Here is a 19,238-nt window from a genome sequence, read left to right on the forward strand (position 1 = left end):
ATGGGGCCGCCGATCCAGATCTCGCAAAATCCCGACATCCGCTATCTGGGGCGGATCCTGGGTGATGTCATCCGCGCCTATGGCGGCGACAAGCTGTTTCGCCAGACCGAATATATCCGCTCGTCGAGCGTCGACCGGCACCGCGGCATAGCGGGGGCCGAGGCGATCGACCCGGGGCTCGATGCGCTCAGCCTCGACGACACCATCGCCTTCGTGCGCGGGTTCATGCTGTTTTCGATGCTCGCAAACTTGGCCGAGGACCGGCAGGGGGTCGCGGCGGAGCCGGAGGCGACGGTCGCCGCAGCGATCGAGAAGTTGAAGGGCGACGGGATCGACAGCGACGCGATCGCGGCGCTGCTGAGCGCCTCGCTCGTCGCGCCGGTGCTGACCGCGCACCCGACCGAGGTGCGGCGCAAATCGGTGCTCGACCACAAGAACCGGATCGCCGAGCTGATGCTGCTGCGCGATGCCGGCGCCGACGAGACCCCCGAAGGCGATGTCGTCGAGGAGGCGATCCGGCGGCAGATCATCCTGCTGTGGCAGACGCGCCCGCTGCGCACCGAAAAATTGTTCGTTGCCGACGAGATCGACAATGCGCTGACCTATTTGCGCGATGTCTTCCTGCCCGTGGTGCCCAAGCTGTACGCGCGCTGGGAAGCCGAGCTGGGGCAACGGCCCGCAAGTTTCCTGCGCGTCGGCAGCTGGATCGGCGGCGACCGCGACGGCAACCCCTTCGTCACCGCCGAGACGATGGTCATGGCGACGGGGCGCAACGCCGCGGCGGTGCTGGGCCATTATATCGACGCGGTGCATGGTCTGGGCGCCGAACTGTCGGTGTCGGCGAGCCTTGCGGCGGTCCCCGATGCGGTCGAAGTGCTGGCCGAGGCGAGCGGCGACGCGGCACCGAGCCGCCGCGACGAACCCTATCGCCGCGCGCTGTCGGGAATCTATGCGCGGCTGTGCGCGACCTACACCCAGATCGTCGGCAAGGCACCGCCGCGCCCATCGGCGCTGAAGGGCGAGGCTTACGCAACGCCTGCCGATTTTCGCCGCGACCTCGTGACCATCGCCAACGGGCTGTCAGCGAACGGCCAAGGCCAGTTCGGCGGTATCGGTGCGCTTGGGCGGCTGATCCGTTCGGTCGAGGTGTTCGGCTTCCACCTGGCGACGCTCGACATGCGGCAGAACAGCGCGGTCCACGAGCGCGTGCTGGCCGAGCTGCTGGCGGTTTCGGGCGTGTGCGCCGACTACCTGGCGCTCGACGAGGAAGCGCGCGTCGCATTGCTGACCGCCGAGCTCGCCAGCGACCGCCCGCTCGCCGCGCCGTGGCACGAATGGAGCGACGAGACCGCGGGCGAACTGGCGATCGTCCATGCCGCCGCCGATGTACGGACGCGGCTGGGCAAGGACGCGATCTGCCAGTGGATCATCAGCATGGCGCAGACTTTGTCCGACCTGCTGGAGGTCCATATATTGGCGCGCGAAGCCGGATTGTGGCGCAGCGGCGCTGCGGCGGGGCAGAGCAATCTGATGGTCGTGCCTTTGTTCGAGACGATCGCCGACCTCGACAAGGCGCCCGCGATCATGGCGCGCTATTTCGCGATGCCCGAAATCGGACCGCAGATCGGGATGCGCGGGCATCAGGAAGTGATGATCGGCTATTCGGATTCGAACAAGGATGGCGGTTACCTGACCTCGACCTGGGGGCTGCATCAGGCGTCGCAGGCGCTGACCCCGGTGTTCGACGAGGCCGACACCGCAATGCAATTGTTCCACGGCCGCGGCGGCGCGGTCGGGCGCGGCGGCGGCAGCGCCTTTGCCGCGATCCGCGCCCAGCCCGCAGGCACGGTGCAGGGGCGCATCCGCATCACCGAACAGGGCGAGGTGATCGCGGCGAAATATGGCACCGCGGCGAGTGCGGCGACCAATTTGGAGGCGATGGTGTCGGCGAGCCTGCTCGCGAGCCTCGAGCCCGAGGCGCTGAGCGACGCCGACGCGGCGCGCTTTACCGACGCGATGGACGCGCTGTCGGACAGCGCTTTCGCCGCCTATCGCGGGCTGGTGTACGATACGCCGACGTTCAAGGATTTCTTCCGCGCGATGACCCCGATCGCCGAGATCGCGACGTTGAAGATCGGCTCGCGCCCGTCGAGCCGCACCAAATCGAGCGCGATCGAGGACTTGCGCGCGATCCCGTGGGTGTTCAGCTGGGCGCAGGCGCGCGCGATGCTGCCCGGCTGGTACGGCACCGGCGAGGGTTTTGCGGCGTTTCAGGATAAGGCGCTGCTCGCCGATATGGCGCAGGGCTGGCCCTTCTTCGCCGCGCTGCTCGGCAATATGGAGATGGTGCTTGCGAAATCCGACATGGGGATCGCGGCGCGCTATGCCGAGCTGGCGGCGCATATCGATGGGCATGACGCGATTTTCGGGCGGATTCGCGACGGGTGGCACCGCGCGCATGACGGGCTGCTAAACATCACCGGCCAGACGCGGTTGCTCGACAAGAACCCGGCGCTCGAGGCGTCGATCCGGTTGCGGTTGCCCTATATCGAGCCGCTCAACCTGCTCCAGATCGAGCTGATGAAGCGCCACCGCGCCGGCGAGACCGACCCGCGGATCGCCGAGGGTATCCAGCTGACGATCAATGCGATCGCCACGGCGCTGAGGAACAGCGGGTAATATCCGCCGCCCCCGCGAAGGATCATTTCGAAACGATCACCACCTCGCCCTTGGCATTGGCGCCATCGGGGGCAAAGCTGATCGTGAAATCGTCGCCATCCTTGTCGGTACCGCGCAGCGTCGTTCCGGCGCGCTGCACCTGGATGTTGCGCTTCGCAAATTCGGCGCCCATCCAGTCAGCGGCGACCTTGGGCGCGGCGGGCGAGCTGAAGCCGAATTTCACCGTCGCGGTGTCGGCGCCATTCTTGTCGCTGGCGTCGATGTCCATCTTGTCGATCTTGCTGCCGGGATAGAGTTTCACCCCGTCGATATCGAAATCGGTGTTGATGTCCATGTCGCCCAGATCGGGGATGTCGAGGTCGATATTGACCCCGTCGCCGCCGATCTTGATCTTGCCGCCATCCTTGCCCGACGTGATCTGGACCTTGCCGCCATTATCGCCGTCGGCGTTGATCGAAATATCGGGGCTGTCGGCGGCCTTCTCGTCCTGCCCGCAGGCGGCGAGCAGCATCATCGGGGGGATCAGGAAAGCGAAACGCATGGCACATCTCCTTGGTGCATTAGTTGAATAATACACCTTGGAGTTTGCGGAGTCAACTTCGCAGCTTCGTCATCCCGGACTTGATCCGGGATCCATCCCGCCACTTTAGTCGTGGACCCCGGATCAGGTCCGGGGTGACGACAGCGAGATCAGGCGTCGATGCTGGTCTTCAAATCGCCGTGGACCAGCCCGCCGTCGACGGTGATCGTGTCGCCTACGACATAGTCGCCCGCTTTCGACGCGAGGAAGATCGCGGCGCCGGCCATGTCCTCGGGAACGCCGATGCGCTTCACCGGGATGCTTTTCGCGACCGCATCGCCATGGTCGCGCGCCGCCTTGTTCATGTCCGACTGGAAGGCGCCCGGCGCGATGGCAGTGACAAGGATATGATCGGTAACGAGGCGCGCCGCGAGCCGCTTGGTGAGGTAGAGGATCGCCGCCTTCGACGCGTGGTAGCTATAGGTTTCCCACGGATTGAGGCGCTGGCCGTCGATCGAGCCGATGTTGATGACCTTTGCCGGGCGTTCATGCGAACCGCCGGCCTTGAGCAGTCCGTGCAGCGCTTGCGTCAGGAAGAAGGGCGATTTGACGTTGATGTCCATCACCTTGTCCCAGCCCGCCTCGGGGAAACCCTCGAAGGGTTCGCCCCACGCGGCACCGGCGTTGTTGACGAGGATGTCGAGGCGTTCCTCGCGCGCTTCTAGCTCCTTCGCCAGTGCGCGGCAGCCCTCGACGGTCGACAGGTCGACGGGCAGCCCGATGACCTTGCCGGGGTAGCGCGTTTCGAAATCGGCAACGGCTTCCTCAATCTGCGCGGTCTTGCGCGCCGAGATGTAAACGCGCGCGCAGCCCGCGGCGAGATAGCCCTCGACGATCATCTTGCCGATGCCGCGCGAGCCGCCGGTGACGAGCGCGATGCGGCCGTCGAGGCCGAACATGTCCTGGAGGTTCATGGCGTTATCCTTTCTAAGCCCCTCCCCTTCAGGGGAGGGGTTGGGGTGGGGGCCCGAAACCTTGAGCAAGGCCGCTGGCCCCCACGCGCTGCGACTAGGCAGCAAGCTGCCAAGTCTCGCTGCCCTCCCCTGAAGGGGAGGGCGTGATCTGGATCAGTACCCGTTCATCCGCGCGACCTGGTCGATGTGATAATGCACATCGCCCATAAATTCGGCGAGCGCGCGGTCGCGTTTCATATAGAGGCCGATGTCATATTCGTCGGTCATGCCGATACCGCCGTGCATCTGCACGCCCTCGCGCACCGCAAGGTTCGCGGCGCGACCGGCCTTGGCCTTGGCGACCGAGACCATCAGCTTTGCGCCTTCGCTGCCTTCATCCAAAAGCTGCTGCGCCTTCATCACGGTCGCGCGCGCGACTTCCATCTCGCCATAGAGATGCGCGGCGCGGTGCTGGAGGCCCTGGAACTCGCCGATCAGTTTCCCGAACTGCTTGCGTTCCTTGAGGTAGGTGACGGTCATGTCCATCGCGCCCTGCCCGACACCGACCATTTCGGCGGCGGCACCGGTGCGCGTCGCAGCGAGCAGCGCGTCGAGGATTTCGCCGCCGGCATCGACCTCGCCGATCACCGCGTCGGCGTCGACTTCGACGCCGTCGAGCGTGACATGGCTCGCGAGCGAAGAGTCGACGAGGCGGCGCGGATCGGCGGTGACACCTTTCGCATCCTTCGGCACCGCGAACAAGGTGATGCCGCCGTCGGTCTTCGCCGCGACGATGCTCATGTCGGCGACATGGCCGTGGAGGACGAAGCATTTTTTACCTTCGAGGCGGAAGCCGTTGCCGGCGCGCGTCGCCGTGGTGGCGATGCGATCGGGGCGGTGCTTGGCGCCTTCGTCGATCGCGAGTGCGATGATCGCCTCGCCCGATGCGATCGCGGGGAGCCAGCGGCCCGCCTGCGTGCCGCCTGCCTTCGCCAGCGCGGCGACTGCGCCGACGCTGGTCGACAGGAAAGGCGACGGGGTCAGGTTTCGGCCGATTTCCTCGAGCACGATGCCCGCCTCCATATGCCCCATGCCGAGCCCGCCGTGGGCTTCCGGAACGAGCATGCCGGGCAGGCCCATTTCGGTGAACTGCGCCCAGAGGTCACGCGAGAAGCCGGTGGCGTCGGCGGTGTCGCGGAGCTTGCGCAGGTGCGACACCGGCGCCTGTTCGGCGACGAAGGGCGCGACGCTGTCCTTGAGCATCGTCTGGTCGTCATTGTGATAGAGTGGCATATTCCAAAAACTCCGTTCGTCCTGAGGAGCCATTGAGCTTGTCGAAATGGCGTCTCGAAGGATGCTTGCGTCTGCGTCCTTCGAGACGGGCCTTCGCCTCCGCTCAGTCCCTCCTCAGGACGAACGGAGGTTGGACGCTCAAGCCCCCGGCAGATCCAGTATCCGCTTGGCGATGACGTTGAGCATCACTTCGCTCGTCCCGCCCTCGATCGAATTGGCCTTGGTGCGCAGCCAGCTGCGCGCACGCGCGCCGCCCTTGCTTTCTTCGCTGTCCCATTCGAGCGCGTCGCTGCCGCCGCCCGACATCACCAGCTCATGCCGCCGCTTGTTGAGTTCGGTGCCGACATATTTCATCATGTTCGAGCTCGCCGGATGCGCGCGGCCGGTCTTCCACATATCCATGAAGCGTTCGCCCATCGCGCGATAGGCAAAGACGTCGGTATCGAACGCCGCCATTTCGGCGCGCAGGATCGGGTCGTCGAGCTCGCCCGCTTCATTCTTGCCGAACGCTTTGGCAAAGGCGCCGCCGATGCTGACCATGTCGCCGCCCGCGCCGCCGCCCGAGATCATCTCGCGTTCATGGCCGAGCAGATATTTCGCGACGTCCCAGCCGCGGTTGATCTCGCCAACGAACTGGTCCTTCGGCACCTTCACATCGTCGAAGAAGGTTTCGCAGAAGGGAGAATTCCCCGAAATCAGCAGGATCGGCTTGGTGGTGACGCCAGGGCTCTCCATGTCGAAGAGCATGAAGGTGATGCCCTGATATTTGTTCGTCTTGTCGGTGCGGACGAGGCAGAAGATCCAGTCGGCCTTGTCGGCGTAGCTCGTCCAGATCTTTGACCCGTTGACGACCCAATGATCGCCCTTGTCCTCGCCGAAGGTCTGCAAGCTGACGAGGTCGCTGCCCGAACCCGGTTCCGAATAGCCCTGGCACCAGCGGATTTCACCGCGCGCGATCGGGTTCAGATAATGGACTTTCTGCTCCTCGGTGCCGAACTTGAGCAGCGCGGGGCCAAGCATCCAGATGCCGAAGCTGTCGAGCGGCGAGCGCGCCTTGATGCGCTTCATTTCCTGTTTGAGGATCTTGGTCTGTTCGGGGGTGAGCCCGGCGCCGCCATAAGGCTTCGGCCAGTCGGGAACGGTGTAGCCCTTGGCGACGCAGGCTTCGAGCCACGCCTTCTGCGCGTCGTTCTTGAACTTGAAGTTGCGACCGCCCCAGCAGACGTCGTCCTCGTCGCGGATCGGTTCACGCATTTCGGGGGGGCAGTTCGCCTCCAGCCATTCGCGCACCTCGGTGCGGAAAGCGTCCAGTTCGCTCATCCTTTTGGCTCCTCTTCTGGCCGCAAACCTACGTCGGCTTCGCTGCTTTACGCAAGCGTCAACTTGGGTGAGCCCGCCTGCCGTTACGGCGCCGTAGCGTCCGACAGGCCGCCGTTGACGCGTCCCCTTTGGCGCCTAAGCTAAGTGGCAAAAGAAAACGGGAGCAGGATATGCGATTCGCAGGCAAGGTCGCCGTCGTCACCGGCGCGGCATCGGGTATCGGCAAGGCGGCGGTGCTGAAACTGGCGGGCGAAGGCGCGCATGTGTTTGCCGCCGACATCGACGAAGTGGGCGGGCGCGCGCTCGCCGAAGCATCGAACGGCAAGATCGATTTTGTCCGCTGCGACGTCACGCAGCCGTCGGACATCGAGGCGCTGATGAACGAAGCCGCGGCGAAGGCCGGCGGCATCGACATCGTCTTCAACAATGCCGCCGCGGGCGGCGACCGCGCGCCGATCGACGAGATCACCCCCGAAGGCTGGGACCGGACGATGGACCTGGTGCTGAAGTCGGTCGCGATGGGCATCCGTTACGCCGCGCCGCACATGAAGGGGCGGAAGGGCGCGAGCATCGTCAACACCGCAAGCGTCGCGGCGCTGGGCGCGGGTTATTCGCCGATCGCCTATGCCGTCGCGAAGGCGGGCGTGCTGCACCTCTCCAAGGTCGCCGCCACCGATCTGGCGCAATATGGCATCCGCGTGAACGCGATCTGCCCCGGCTTCATCAACACCAATATCTTCACCGCGTCGCTCGACGTCCCCGGCGAGATGAAGGAACAGGCGAATGCGATCATTGCCGGGATGAGCGCGCAGGCGCAGCCCGTCGCGCGCGGCGGCCAACCCGAGGATATCGCCAACGCGGTCGCTTACCTGGCGAGCGAGGAGGCGAGTTTCATGACCGGCACCCACCTGCTCGTCGACGGCGGGCTGACGATCGGCCAGCGCCACGCGTGGGACAAGGAAACGCCGGGCATGTTCGACGCGCTGGTCCAGATGGAGGAGGCCGCCAAGGCCGGAGCGGCGGCGTGAGCGCCGACGCGGCCGCGCCCGCCGCAGCGCCGGAGCCGGTACCGCTGCGGATCAAGCTCGCCTATGGCGCGGGCGCGGTCGCCTATGGCGTCAAGGACAATGGCTTTGCGGTTTTCCTGCTGATCTTCTATAATCAGGTCATCGGCCTGTCGGCCGGGCTGGTCGGGCTGGCGGTGATGATCGCGCTGATCATCGACGCCTTTATCGATCCCGTCATCGGCCATCTCAGCGACCGCACGAACAGCCGCTGGGGCCGCCGCCACCCCTGGCTTTATCTTTCGATCGTGCCCGTCGGGCTGTCCTGGTTCTTGCTATGGCACCCGCCGGAATGGAGCGATACCGGTATTCTGATCTACCTGACGCTGTCGGCGATCCTGGTGCGTTCGGCGATTGCGATGAACGAGGTACCGTCGATCGCCATGCTGCCCGAGCTGACGCGCGACTATCACGAGCGCACCGACGTCATCCGTTATCGCTTCCTTTTTGGCTGGGCGGGCGGCCTGTTCCTGCTGTTCCTTGCCTATGGCGTGTTTTTGGCGCCAACACCCGAAGAACCCGCGGGGCTACTGCGGCGCGAAGGCTATGACTTGTACGCGTGGACCGGTGTGGTGATGATGGCGCTGTCGGTGCTGATCGCGGCGATCGGCACCCACCGCCGTCTCGCCCACCGCGCCCTCCGCCTGCCGCCGCGACAGCCGCTCGGCGCCGAGCTCAAGGCGATGGTGCGGACGCTCAACAACCGGGCGTTTCTGATCCTGATGGGTGCCGGCATTTTTGCCTATGCCAACCAGGGGCTAAACTTCGCGACAAGCACCTATATGCAGACCTATGTCTGGGAATTTCCGGGCTGGGCCTTTACCGTCTGGCCGGTGATGCTGCTTGTCGGCGTCGTGTTCGCCTTTATTGCCGCGCCGGTGGTGTCACGGCGGCTGGGCAAGAAGCGGGCTGCGGCGCTGATGGCCGCGATTGCGGTGACACTCGGACTGCTGCCCTATATCCTCCGCCTCCTCGGCCTGTTCCCGGCCAACGGCGATCCGGCAACGCTGCCGCTCTTTCTGGCGCTGGTGACGCTGGCGACGGGATTCGGCATCTGTCCGATGATCCTGACCGGATCGATGCTGGCCGACGTGATCGAGGACAGCGAGTTGAAGACCGGGCACCGCGAAGAAGGGCTGTTCTTTGCTGGCAACCTGTTCATGCAGAAATGCGTGACCGGCATCGGCACTTTCGCCGCAGGCAGCCTGATCACTTTGATCGGCTTTCCCGACAATGCGGTGCCGGGACAGGTCGATGCGGCGATCATCGACCGGTTGATGCTGCTGTTCACCCTGCTGACTGCACTGTTCATCGCGGGCGCGGTGTGGACTTTTCTGCGCTTTCCGCTGGGCGAGGAGGACCATACGGAGCGGCTGGCATTGCTCGCCGGTCGCAGCAAGGCGTCGCAACAGGGCTAGCATTTGGCGGCGCAAGCTGACATTAACGTAAAGGTAAAGTAGCGATGGAGGAGACGCAGCGATGGATTTCGACCTTACCGACCGGCAGGTCTATTGGCGCGACCGGGTGCGCGATTTCATCGAGCGCAAGGTCCGTCCCGCCGTCCCCACCTATAACGAGCAGGACAAGGCGGGTGACCGCTGGAAGGTCATCCAGATCGTCGAGGATCTGAAGGCCGAGGCGAAGGCCGCGGGCATCTGGAACCTGTTCATGCCGCCGCGCAGCAGCGCGCACCACCATGTCGACGAGACGTTCGAGTTCGAAGGCCCGGGCCTCACCAACCTCGAATATGCTCTGTGCGCCGAGGAAATGGGTCGGGTCGGCTTTGCGAGCGAAGTGTTCAACTGCTCGGCGCCCGACACGGGCAATATGGAGGTGTTCCACCGTTACGGGACGCGCGCGCAGAAAGAGAAATATCTCGGCCGGTTGATGAATGGCGAAATCCGTTCGGCCTTCCTGATGACCGAGCCCGCGGTGGCGTCGTCCGACGCGACGAACATCGAGACGCGCATCGAGCGCGACGGCGACGATTATGTCATCAACGGCACCAAATGGTGGTCGTCGGGCGCGGGCGATCCGCGCTGCGAGGTCGCGATCGTGATGGGCAAAACCGACTTTGCCGCCAAGCGCCACGCACAGCAGTCGATGGTGCTGATGCCGCTGAATGCGCCGGGGGTGACGATCAAGCGCCACCTGCCCGTGTTCGGTTATGACGACGCGCCGCACGGCCATATGGAAATCGTGCTGAAGGATGTCCGCGTCAATGCCGAGGACGCGATGCTGCTCGGCGAAGGGCGCGGGTTCGAGATCGCGCAGGGGCGACTTGGCCCGGGCCGCATCCATCACTGCATGCGCACGATCGGCGTCGCCGAGGAAGCAATCGAGAAGATGGCGAAACGGCTCCAGTCGCGTGTCGCGTTCGGCCGCAAGGTCGCCGAATACAGCATCTGGGAACATCGCATCGCGCGGGCGCGCATCGACATCGAAATGACCCGCCTGCTTTGTTTGAAGGCCGCCGACATGATGGACAAGGTCGGCAACAAGTCGGCCGCGGCCGAGATCGCAATGATCAAGGTGCAGGCGCCGAACATGGCGCTGTCGATCATCGACGACGCGATCCAGGCGCATGGCGCGGCGGGCGTGTCGGAGGATTTCGGGCTGGCAAAAGCCTATGCGCATCAGCGCACCTTGCGGCTGGCCGACGGTCCGGACGAGGTGCATGAACGCGCGATCGCCCGCATCGAGTTCGCCAAATATAGCGACGCCGCCGATCCCGGCTTTTCGTCGGGTGATGTCGGGGTGTCGCGATAAAGAGATAGCCGTAGCCCTGAGCCTGTCGAAGGGCGCTTCTCGGACAGGCGCCCTTCGACAGGCTCAGGGCTACGGTGCAAGTTCGGAGATATTATGACCAAAGCCGCAATTCTGATCGAAGCCGGCCAGCCGCTGTCGATCGAGGATGTCGTCGTTGCCGACTGTGGCCCGCACGAGGTGCGCATCCGCACCGCGGCGTGCGGGCTTTGCCATTCGGACCTGCATTTCATCGACGGCGCCTATCCGCACCCGCTGCCCGCGATCCCCGGCCATGAAGCGGCGGGCATCGTCGAGGCGATCGGCAGCGAAGTGCGCACGGTGAAGGTCGGCGATGCAGTCGTCACCTGCCTGTCCGCTTTCTGCGGTCACTGCGAGTTTTGCGTTTCGGGACGCATGTCGCTGTGCATGGGCGGCGACACGCGTCGCCCCGTTGGATCGGCGCCGCGCATCACGCGCCCCGACGGATCGCCGGTGAACCAGATGCTCAACCTGTCGGCTTTCTCCGAGACGATGCTCGTCCACGAACATGCCTGCGTCGCCATCGACCCCGACATGCCGCTCGACCGCGCCGCGGTGATCGGCTGCGCGGTGACGACGGGCGCGGGGACGATCTTCAACGCGTGCAAGGTGACCCCGGGTGAGACCGTTGCGGTCGTCGGCTGCGGCGGCGTTGGGCTCGCGACGATCAACGCCGCGAAGATCGCGGGCGCGGGGCGGATCATCGCCGCCGATCCGGTTCCCGAAAAGCGCGAGCTGGCGAAGAAGCTGGGCGCGACCGACGTCGTCGATGCGCTGTCCGACGATGCCGCGAAGCAGATCCTCGAGATCAGCAAGGGCGGGGTCGATCATGCGATTGAAGCCGTCGGGCGTCCAGCCTCGGCGAGCCTTGCGGTCGCATCGCTGCGCCGCGGCGGCACCGCAACGATCCTCGGCATGATGCCGCTGGCCGAGAAGGTCGGCCTGTCGGCGATGGACCTGCTCTCGGGCAAGAAATTGCAGGGCGCGATCATGGGCGGCAACCGCTTCCCGGTCGACATCCCGCGCCTCGTCGATTTTTACCTGCGCGGGCTGCTCGACCTCGATTCGATCGTCGCCGAGACGATCCCGCTCGAGAAGATCAACGAAGGGTTCGACAAGATGAAGAAGGGCGACGCCGCGCGGTCGGTGATCGTATTCGACCAGTGACCATCGACGCGCAAAAGGCGTTCAGCGGCACCGTCGCGCCCGAAGGGGCGGACGTGCTCGACGAGGCGAAGCTCGCCGCATGGATGGAAGCGAATGTCGAAGGTTTCCAAGGCCCGCTGACGCAGAGCAAATTCGCGGGCGGCCAGTCGAACCCGACGTACAAGATTTCGGCGCCGTCGGGCAATTATGTCCTTCGCCGCAAGCCCTTTGGCCCGCTGCTCCCCTCGGCGCATGCGGTCGACCGCGAGTATAAGGTGCAGGCGGGGCTCCATAAGATGGGCTTCCCGGTCGCGCGCCAATATGGCCTCTGCACCGACGACAGCGTCGTCGGCAGCTGGTTTTATGTGATGGGCATGGTCGATGGGCAGACGATCTGGGACGGGTCGATGCCGGGATCGACGCCGGAGAACCGCCGCGCCACTTACGAGGCGATGATCGACACGCTCGCCGCGCTGCACAAGGTCGATGTCGATGCGGCGGGGCTGTCCGATTTCGGCAAGCCCGGCAATTATTTCGGGCGGCAGGTCGACCGCTGGACCAAGCAGTACAAGCTCGCCGAGACCGAGACGATGGACGAGATGGAGCGGCTGATCACCTTCCTGCCCGCGACGCTCCCCGAACAGACGCGCACCAGCGTCGTCCACGGCGATTATCGCATCGACAATATGATCTATGCCAAGGACCGGCCCGAGGTTCTGGCGGTGCTCGACTGGGAACTGTCGACGCTCGGCGACCCTCTCGCCGATTTCACCTATGTCGCGATGGCGTGGGTGACCGAGAATGGCGGGCGTTCGGGGGTGATGGATCTCGATCGCGCCGCGCTCGGCATTCCCGAACTCGACGAAATGGTCGAGCGTTATTGCGCTGCCACAGGGCGCGACGGGGTGCCCGACATGAACTGGTATTTCGCCTATAATTTCTTCCGCCTCGCCGGGATCATGCAGGGAATCAAGAAGCGCGTCATCGACGGCACCGCTTCTTCGGCCCATGCCAAGGCGATGTCGGAGCGCGTTCAGCCGCTCGCGGCGCGGGCGTGGGAATTTGCACGAAAGGCGGGCGCATGAGCCTGTTCGACATGAGTGGCCAGGTCGCGCTGATCACCGGATCGTCGCGCGGCATCGGCAAGGCCACCGCCGAGGCGATGGCCGAACAGGGCGCGAAGGTCGTGATTTCGAGCCGCAAACAGGATGCGTGCGATCAGGCCGCCGCAGAGATCAACGCAAGGTTCGGCGACGGCACCGCAATTGCGGTCGCGGCGAACATCTCGTCGAAGGACGACCTCCAGAACCTCGTCAACGAGACGCGCGCAGCGTTCGGCAAGATCACCGCGCTCGTCTGCAACGCGGCGTCGAACCCCTATTATGGCCCCGGGCTCGGGATCAGCGACGATCAGTTCCGCAAGATCATGGACAATAATATCCTGTCCAACCACTGGTTGATCACGATGGTCGCGCCCGAAATGCTCGAACGCGGCGAGGGGTCGATCACGATCATCAGTTCGATCGGCGGGCTGAAAGGATCGCCGATCATCGGGGCTTACGGAATTTCGAAGGCCGCCGACATGCAGGTTGCGCGCAATTTTTCGGTCGAGTTCGGGCCCAAGGGCGTGCGCGTCAATTGCATCGCGCCGGGGCTGATCCGCACCGACATGGCGCGCGCCTTGTGGGAAAATCCCGACAATCTCAAACGATCGACCGCCGCCTCGACCTTGAAGCGCATCGGCGAACCGCACGAGATCGCGGGCGCCGCGGTCTTCCTCGCCAGCAAGGCGGGGGCATTCACCACCGGCCAGACCATCGTGTGCGATGGCGGGGCCACGATTTCGGGAGGCGCATGATGGGCGCATTGGACGGCAAGGTTGCGGTCATCACGGGTGCCGGTTCGGGGATCGGCCGCGCGAGCGCGCTGCGCTTCGCCGCCGAGGGCGCGAAGCTGGTGCTCGGCGACAAGACGGCGGCGGTGCATGAGACGGCGCAGCTGGTGAAGGATGCGGGCGGCGAAGCGGTCGCGCTGGAGATCGACGCGGGGGTCGAGGCCGATGTGGCGTCGATGGTCGCCGCCGCGAAGGAAAATTTCGGCGGGCTCGACGTCGCTTTCGCCAACGCCGGGATCATCGGCGACATGGGCGGCATCTTCGACTTCGATCCTGCCGCCTGGGCCGAGACCTTGCGCGTCAATCTGATCGGCCCGGCGCTGATGGTGAAACATGCGGGCAAGGCGATGGTCGATCAGGGGCGCGGCGGCGCGATTGTGCTGACTGCAAGCGTCGCCGGGATCAATTCGGGCGCAGGTCCGGGCGCCTATTCGGCATCGAAGGCGGGGGTCATCAACCTCGCCAAGATCGCGGCGCAGCAGCTCACCACCAGCGGCGTGCGCGTCAATGCGATCTGCCCGGGCCTCACCGAGACCGGCATGACCAAGCCGACCTTCGACTATGCCCGCGCCAAAGAGGTCACCCACAAGCTGGGTCAACTCAATCCGCTGAAGCGCGCCGCGCAGCCCGAGGAGCTCGCGAATGTCGCGCTCTTCCTCGCGAGCGATCAGGCAAGCTATGTCAACGGACAAGCGATCGCGGTTGACGGCGGGCTCACCAGTTCGCATCCGGTGACGCGCCAGCTGCTTGGCCAGACATCGCATTGACAGGATAGATATGGGTCACGGTTTCGATACGGCGCGGCTGAGCCGCATTCCCGCCTTTCTTGAGGCCAAATATGTCGGCCCCGGCCGCTTGCCGCATGCAGCGACCCTGGTGTCGCGGCGCGGCGAGATTGCGCACCTGTCATGCATCGGCGAGGCGCGCCCGGGCGCGGCGCTGCAAGAAGATGCGATCTTTCGCATCGCCAGCATGACCAAGCCGATCACCAGCATCGCCTTCATGATGCTGGTCGAGGAGGGCAAGGTCGCGCTGTCGACGCCGCTCACGAAAATCTGCCCCGAGTTTGCGGAAACCGGCGTGTTCGTCGCGGGCGGCGGCAACGTCCCCTTCCTGACCCGTCCGCCGACGCAGCCGATCCGCATGGTCGACCTGCTGCGCCACACCGCGGGACTCACCTATGGTTTTCAGGAGCGCACCCCGGTCGATGCCGCGTATCGCAAGGCGCGGATCGACGATTTCGACGCCGATTACACGATGGACAGCTTCATCGAAGGGCTGGCAAAAATCCCGCTCCAGTTCGACCCCGGCGCGCACTGGAATTATTCGATGGCGACCGACGTACTCGGCGCGGTGATCGAGCGGATCGAGGGCAAGCCGTTCGCGCAAGTCTTGCAGGAACGTATCTTTGGCCCGCTCGGCATGGTCGACACCGGGTTTAAGGTGCCCGCCGAGCAGCAGCACCGGCTGACCGATTGCTACGCCTTCGATCCGGTGGACAAGATTAAGCCCTTCGATAGCGGCGACAAGAGCCGCTGGGCGAAGGATCGCAGCTTTCATTCGGGCGGCGGCGGACTCGCCTCGACCCTGCACGACTATCACCGTTTCTGCCTGATGCTGCTCGGTGGCGGCAAGCTTGGCGATGTGCGGATCATCAGCCGCAAGACCCTGGAGCTGATGACGTCGAACCACCTCGGCGGCGGCGGCGACCTCACCCAGCACAGCGTCGGCATCTTCAGCGAGGACGAGAATGCCGGGGTCGGTTTCGGGCTCGGCTTTGCGGTGACGCTCGACCCCGCGCATGCGGGCATCCCCGGGTCGATCGGCGATTTTTACTGGGGCGGCATGTTCTCGACCGGCTTCTTCGTCGATCCGGTCGAGGAGATCTGCATGGTGTTCATGACCCAGCTGATGCCCTCCTCCACCTATCCCGTGCGGCGCGAGGTCAAGACATTGGTCCACGCCGCCATCGACGATTGATTTGAGACCCCACCCCCGTTCGTGTCGAGCGAAGTCGAGACACGCCGAACGCAGCGCTAGACGCTTTTCGGCTTCGCTCAAAGCGAACGGAAACTTTCAAGGAGCCTGAAATGTCCGAAGAAACCCCCGTTTCCGTCACCATGGAAAAGGATGGCGACGTCGCCGTCATCATCGTCAACAATCCGCCGGTGAACGCGCTGAGCTGGCATGTCCGTCAGGGTCTTGAGGATCATTTCGACGCCGCGCTTGCCGACGATAGCGTCAAGGCGATCGTGCTGCGCTGCGCAGGGGCGACCTTTATCGCCGGCGCCGACATCAGCGAATTCGGCAAGCCGCCGCGCGGTCCGGATTTCAACGCGGTGCTGAACTCCATCGAAGCGGCGTCGAAGCCGGTCGTCGCCGCGATCCACGGCACCGCGCTCGGCGGCGGGCTCGAAACCGCACTCGTCTGTCATTACCGCGTCGCGGTGCCGTCGGCGAAGCTCGGCGTACCCGAGGTGAAGCTCGGCCTGCTGCCCGGCGCGGGCGGCACCCAGCGCCTGCCGCGCGTCGTCGGCGTCGAAGCCGCGGCGACGATGACCTCGACCGGCGACCCCCTCCCCGCATCGAAAGCCAAGGAACTCGGCCTGGTCGATGAACTGGCGGGCGAAGACAGCCTTGCCGCCGATGCGGTCGCCTTTGCACGCGCCAAGATCGCCGACGGTCCGCGCCCGACGCGCGAGCGCCCGGTGTTCGGCGACGTCGCGGTGATCGAACAGCTGAAGACCGCGAACGCGAAGCGCTGGCGCGGCTTTGAAGCGCCTTACGCCAACCTCGCTTGCGTCGAAGCGGCGACGCGCTTGCCGTTCGACGAAGGCCTCGCCTTCGAACGCGAGCAGTTTATGAAGCTGATGTTCGGCAGCCAGTCGGCGGCGCAGCGCCACATCTTCTTTGCCGAACGTCAGGCCGCGAAGATCGACGGGCTGCCCAAGGACACGCAGCTGCGCGACATCAGACAAGTCGGCGTGATCGGCGCCGGCACGATGGGCGGCGGGATCAGCATGAACTTCCTGCAGAAAGGCATCCCCGTCACGATCGTCGAGATGGCGCAGGACGCGCTCGACCGCGGCGTCGGGGTGATCCGCAAGAATTACGACGCCTCGGCCGCCAAGGGGCGTTTCAAGCCCGAACAGGTCGACCAGATGATGGGCATCCTGACCCCGAGCCTCAGCCTCGACGATCTCGCCGATTGCGACCTCATCATCGAGGCGGTCTATGAGAATATGGACGTCAAGAAGGACATCTTCGGCAAGCTCGACAAGATCGCCAAACCCGGCGCGATCCTGGCGTCGAACACTAGCTACCTCGACGTCGACGAAATTGCGACCGCGACGAGCCGCCCCGGCGACGTGCTGGGCATGCACTTCTTCTCGCCCGCCAATGTCATGAAGCTGCTCGAAGTCGTGCGCGGCGAAAAGACCGCGCCCGACGCGCTGGCGACGGCGATGGCGATCGGCAAGAAGATCGGCAAGGTCGCGGTGGTTGCGGGCGTCTGCGACGGTTTCATCGGCAACCGCATGCTCAAGCCGCGCCAGCTCGAGGCGATGAAGCTGCTGATGGAAGGCGCGACACCGGCGCAGGTCGACAAGGTGCATGTCGAATTCGGGATGCCGATGGGGCCGTTCCAGATGAGCGACCTCGCCGGGGTCGACATCGGTTGGCACCGCGACCCCAACCGCATCGAAAGCATCCGCGACGCGCTCTGCGCCGAAGGCCGCTGGGGCCAGAAGAAGCAGGCGGGCTTTTACGATTATGACGACAAGCGCCAACCGTCGGAAAGCCCGCGCGTTGCCGAGTTGATCGAGGAGTTCCGCCAAAAGGCGGGGGTTGAGAAGCGCGACATCACCGACCAGGAGATCATCGAGCGGACGCTTTATCCGATGGTCAACGAAGGCGCGCTGATCCTGTCCGAAGGCAAGGCGCAGCGCGCGAGCGACATCGATGTCGTGTGGATCTATGGCTATGGCTGGCCGGTCTATCGCGGCGGTCCGATGTTCTGGGCAGGGCAGGAAGGCACCGACAAGATTGTCGCGGCGCTTGAGAAGCACGGCTTTGAAATTGCCCCGCTGCTTAAGGAAAAGGCCGAGGCGAAGTCGGGTTTCTAAATCCAGAGAATGGCCGTGTGTCCCCGCGAAAGCGGGGACCCATCTCCGGTGGGTTCAAACTTGCACCGGCAGGAGATGGGCTCCCGCTTTCGCGGGAGCACGGCAGTTTATTCATCAAGGTCCGTCTGTCCCAGCGCGGGGCAGGCGGCCTTTGCGTTGGCCTGCCACCTCCGCAGGTGGACGCAAATAGTTGCGATTCAGGGTTAAAGCGCTGGCAACACCTGCCGTTACGGCAGAGCATGATTGCGATGTCGTTTTTCGCCCTACTGCTGCTCACCGGCAGCGTACCGGTCGCAGCGCCAGTGGCCGCTCCGCCAGCGAGCGCGGTCGGCGTGGCGCGGGCGCGCATCCTGGCGCCCGCCGAGGTGCGACGCGTCGATGGCCGGATCGAGGTGCGGACGGGCGACCGCCGCGCGCCGACGCAGGTGCATCGCGGCGAACGCAAGGACGGCGGCCAGACGGCGGATTTTTACTAGAACCGACCCAAACTCCCGTTCGTGTCGAGCGAAGTCGAGACGCGCCAGCACAGCGCGAGACGCATCTCGACTTCGCTCGATGCGAACGGGTTTGGGTGCATGGTCTCAGCCCTGCAACGTCCGGATGATCGCCGAAAAGTCGCGGCCATCCTGATCCGCCGCAACAAAGGCCTCGTACAGCTCACGCGCCTTCGTCCCCATCGGGACATCGGCGTCGACGCTTGCCGCCGCCTCCATCGCGAGGCGGAGATCCTTGAGCATCAGTGCCGCGGCAAAGCCGCCCTTGTAATCGTTATCCGCGGGCGTCGTCGGGCCGACACCGGGCAGCGGCGCATAGCTGGTCAGCGACCAGCACTGCCCCGACGACACGCTGGCAATGTCGAAGAATTTCTGCGGGTCGAGCCCGAGCTTCTGCGCGAGCGCAAGCGTCTCGCACGTCGCGACCATCGACGCGCCGAGCAGCATGTTGTTGCAGATCTTCGCGCCCTGCCCCGCCCCCGCATCGCCAGCGTGGATCACCGCCTTGCCCATTTTGGCGAGGATCGGTTCCGCGCGTGCGAAGCCTTCATCGGTGCCGCCGACCATGAAGGTCAGCGTGCCCGCATTGGCGGCAGCGATGCCGCCCGACACCGGCGCGTCGACCGCGACGAGGCCTTTGGCCGTCGCGGCTTCGATATTGGCGCGCGCGGTGGCGACGTCGATCGTCGAGCAATCGAGGAGCAGCGTGCCCGGCGCGGCGTTCGGAAAGACGTCGGCCTCATATACCGACGCGACATGCTTGCCCGCGGGCAGCATCGTCACCACCGCTTCGGCGCCGGTCACCGCGTCGGCGGCGGAGGCGGCCCGGGTGCAGCCCGCCTCGACCGCGCGTGCGAGCGCTTCCTCGCTGAGATCGAAGGCGCGGACGTCGTGCCCCGCCTTCGCCAGGTTCGCGGCCATCCCGCCGCCCATATTACCGAGTCCGATGAATGCGATTTTCATG

16 protein-coding genes are annotated in these 19,238 nt (G+C 65.1%); 11 read left to right on the top strand and 5 right to left on the bottom strand.

All coding sequences use genetic code 11. The features are described from left to right. Window positions 1-2,679, top strand: coding sequence for a phosphoenolpyruvate carboxylase (gene ppc, locus G9408_RS14180; protein ID WP_168454638.1), 2,679 nt, complete (start codon window positions 1-3; stop codon window positions 2,677-2,679). A 22-nt stretch (window positions 2,680-2,701) separates the two neighbouring features. Here the strand turns inward: ppc and G9408_RS14185 are convergent, their stop codons facing one another. The 4 genes from G9408_RS14185 to G9408_RS14200 all read right to left on the bottom strand — a co-directional run bounded on the left by G9408_RS14185 (window position 2,702) and on the right by G9408_RS14200 (window position 6,765). Then, on the bottom strand, window positions 2,702-3,220 hold the full coding sequence (locus G9408_RS14185) for a hypothetical protein (RefSeq protein WP_168454639.1): 519 nt from the start codon (window positions 3,218-3,220) through the stop codon (window positions 2,702-2,704). 149 nt (window positions 3,221-3,369) lie between these two features. Further along, window positions 3,370-4,173: an SDR family oxidoreductase gene (locus tag G9408_RS14190; protein WP_168454640.1), complete on the bottom strand. Its 804-nt coding sequence runs from the start codon at window positions 4,171-4,173 to the stop codon at window positions 3,370-3,372. Window positions 4,174-4,326: 153 nt separating this feature from the next. After that, window positions 4,327-5,445, bottom strand: a complete 1,119-nt coding sequence (locus tag G9408_RS14195) for an acyl-CoA dehydrogenase family protein (RefSeq protein WP_168454641.1) — start codon at window positions 5,443-5,445, stop codon at window positions 4,327-4,329. Window positions 5,446-5,583: 138 nt separating this feature from the next. Further along, entirely contained in the window at window positions 5,584-6,765 is a 1,182-nt protein-coding gene (locus tag G9408_RS14200; protein ID WP_168454642.1) for an acyl-CoA dehydrogenase family protein, read from the bottom strand. A gap of 170 nt (window positions 6,766-6,935) precedes the next feature. On the opposite strand from G9408_RS14200, the gene G9408_RS14205 reads away from it, so the two are divergent. The 10 genes from G9408_RS14205 (at window position 6,936) to G9408_RS14250 (ending at window position 18,256) form a co-directional block, all read left to right on the top strand. Next, window positions 6,936-7,793: an SDR family NAD(P)-dependent oxidoreductase gene (locus tag G9408_RS14205; protein ID WP_168454643.1), complete on the top strand. Its 858-nt coding sequence runs from the start codon at window positions 6,936-6,938 to the stop codon at window positions 7,791-7,793. After that, entirely contained in the window at window positions 7,790-9,247 is a 1,458-nt protein-coding gene (locus G9408_RS14210; protein WP_328804474.1) for an MFS transporter, read from the top strand. Before G9408_RS14205 ends, G9408_RS14210 begins: the two co-directional genes overlap by 4 nt. A 61-nt stretch (window positions 9,248-9,308) precedes the next feature. Then, complete coding sequence (locus tag G9408_RS14215) at window positions 9,309-10,598, top strand: acyl-CoA dehydrogenase family protein (RefSeq protein WP_168454644.1); 1,290 nt, start codon at window positions 9,309-9,311, stop codon at window positions 10,596-10,598. A 93-nt stretch (window positions 10,599-10,691) separates the two neighbouring features. Then, entirely contained in the window at window positions 10,692-11,783 is a 1,092-nt protein-coding gene (locus G9408_RS14220; RefSeq protein WP_168454645.1) for a Zn-dependent alcohol dehydrogenase, read from the top strand. Between the two features lie 83 nt (window positions 11,784-11,866). Further along, on the top strand, window positions 11,867-12,847 hold the full coding sequence (locus tag G9408_RS14225; protein WP_210423409.1) for a phosphotransferase family protein: 981 nt from the start codon (window positions 11,867-11,869) through the stop codon (window positions 12,845-12,847). After that, complete coding sequence (locus G9408_RS14230; RefSeq protein ID WP_168454647.1) at window positions 12,844-13,620, top strand: SDR family NAD(P)-dependent oxidoreductase; 777 nt, start codon at window positions 12,844-12,846, stop codon at window positions 13,618-13,620. The genes G9408_RS14225 and G9408_RS14230 overlap by 4 nt, the downstream gene beginning before the upstream one ends. Beyond that, window positions 13,620-14,423, top strand: coding sequence for an SDR family NAD(P)-dependent oxidoreductase (locus G9408_RS14235; protein WP_168454928.1), 804 nt, complete (start codon window positions 13,620-13,622; stop codon window positions 14,421-14,423). The genes G9408_RS14230 and G9408_RS14235 overlap by 1 nt, the downstream gene beginning before the upstream one ends. 10 nt (window positions 14,424-14,433) lie before the next feature. Continuing rightward, window positions 14,434-15,636 carry a serine hydrolase domain-containing protein gene (locus G9408_RS14240; RefSeq protein ID WP_168454648.1) on the top strand — a complete coding sequence of 401 codons (1,203 nt, stop codon included), beginning with the start codon at window positions 14,434-14,436 and terminating at the stop codon, window positions 15,634-15,636. Between the two features lie 110 nt (window positions 15,637-15,746). Beyond that, a complete protein-coding gene (locus tag G9408_RS14245) occupies window positions 15,747-17,780 on the top strand; it encodes a 3-hydroxyacyl-CoA dehydrogenase NAD-binding domain-containing protein (RefSeq protein ID WP_168454649.1) in 2,034 nt (677 codons plus the stop codon). 248 nt (window positions 17,781-18,028) lie between these two features. After that, complete coding sequence (locus tag G9408_RS14250) at window positions 18,029-18,256, top strand: hypothetical protein (RefSeq protein ID WP_235957839.1); 228 nt, start codon at window positions 18,029-18,031, stop codon at window positions 18,254-18,256. Window positions 18,257-18,361: 105 nt separating this feature from the next. On the opposite strand, the gene mmsB is transcribed toward G9408_RS14250, so the two are convergent. After that, window positions 18,362-19,237, bottom strand: coding sequence for a 3-hydroxyisobutyrate dehydrogenase (mmsB, locus tag G9408_RS14255; RefSeq protein WP_210423391.1), 876 nt, complete (start codon window positions 19,235-19,237; stop codon window positions 18,362-18,364). Window position 19,238 lies beyond the last annotated feature (1 nt).

It is taken from the genome of Sphingopyxis microcysteis, from assembly GCF_012274265.1.
GTDB lineage: Bacteria > Pseudomonadota > Alphaproteobacteria > Sphingomonadales > Sphingomonadaceae > Sphingopyxis > Sphingopyxis microcysteis.

What these genes read in the sequence shown, in the direction of transcription:
- mmsB (WP_210423391.1), bottom strand. Translation starts at nt 19,237, where the DNA reads ATGAAAATCGCATTCATCGGACTCGGTAATATGGGCGGCGGGATGGCC.
- ppc (WP_168454638.1), top strand. Translation starts at nt 1, where the DNA reads ATGGGGCCGCCGATCCAGATCTCGCAAAATCCCGACATCCGCTATCTG.
- G9408_RS14200 (WP_168454642.1), bottom strand. Translation starts at nt 6,765, where the DNA reads ATGAGCGAACTGGACGCTTTCCGCACCGAGGTGCGCGAATGGCTGGAG.
- G9408_RS14185 (WP_168454639.1), bottom strand. Translation starts at nt 3,220, where the DNA reads ATGCGTTTCGCTTTCCTGATCCCCCCGATGATGCTGCTCGCCGCCTGC.
- G9408_RS14190 (WP_168454640.1), bottom strand. Translation starts at nt 4,173, where the DNA reads ATGAACCTCCAGGACATGTTCGGCCTCGACGGCCGCATCGCGCTCGTC.
- G9408_RS14235 (WP_168454928.1), top strand. Translation starts at nt 13,620, where the DNA reads ATGGGCGCATTGGACGGCAAGGTTGCGGTCATCACGGGTGCCGGTTCG.
- G9408_RS14240 (WP_168454648.1), top strand. Translation starts at nt 14,434, where the DNA reads ATGGGTCACGGTTTCGATACGGCGCGGCTGAGCCGCATTCCCGCCTTT.
- G9408_RS14195 (WP_168454641.1), bottom strand. Translation starts at nt 5,445, where the DNA reads ATGCCACTCTATCACAATGACGACCAGACGATGCTCAAGGACAGCGTC.
- G9408_RS14205 (WP_168454643.1), top strand. Translation starts at nt 6,936, where the DNA reads ATGCGATTCGCAGGCAAGGTCGCCGTCGTCACCGGCGCGGCATCGGGT.
- G9408_RS14230 (WP_168454647.1), top strand. Translation starts at nt 12,844, where the DNA reads ATGAGCCTGTTCGACATGAGTGGCCAGGTCGCGCTGATCACCGGATCG.
- G9408_RS14225 (WP_210423409.1), top strand. Translation starts at nt 11,867, where the DNA reads ATGGAAGCGAATGTCGAAGGTTTCCAAGGCCCGCTGACGCAGAGCAAA.
- G9408_RS14250 (WP_235957839.1), top strand. Translation starts at nt 18,029, where the DNA reads ATGTCGTTTTTCGCCCTACTGCTGCTCACCGGCAGCGTACCGGTCGCA.
- G9408_RS14220 (WP_168454645.1), top strand. Translation starts at nt 10,692, where the DNA reads ATGACCAAAGCCGCAATTCTGATCGAAGCCGGCCAGCCGCTGTCGATC.
- G9408_RS14245 (WP_168454649.1), top strand. Translation starts at nt 15,747, where the DNA reads ATGTCCGAAGAAACCCCCGTTTCCGTCACCATGGAAAAGGATGGCGAC.
- G9408_RS14215 (WP_168454644.1), top strand. Translation starts at nt 9,309, where the DNA reads ATGGATTTCGACCTTACCGACCGGCAGGTCTATTGGCGCGACCGGGTG.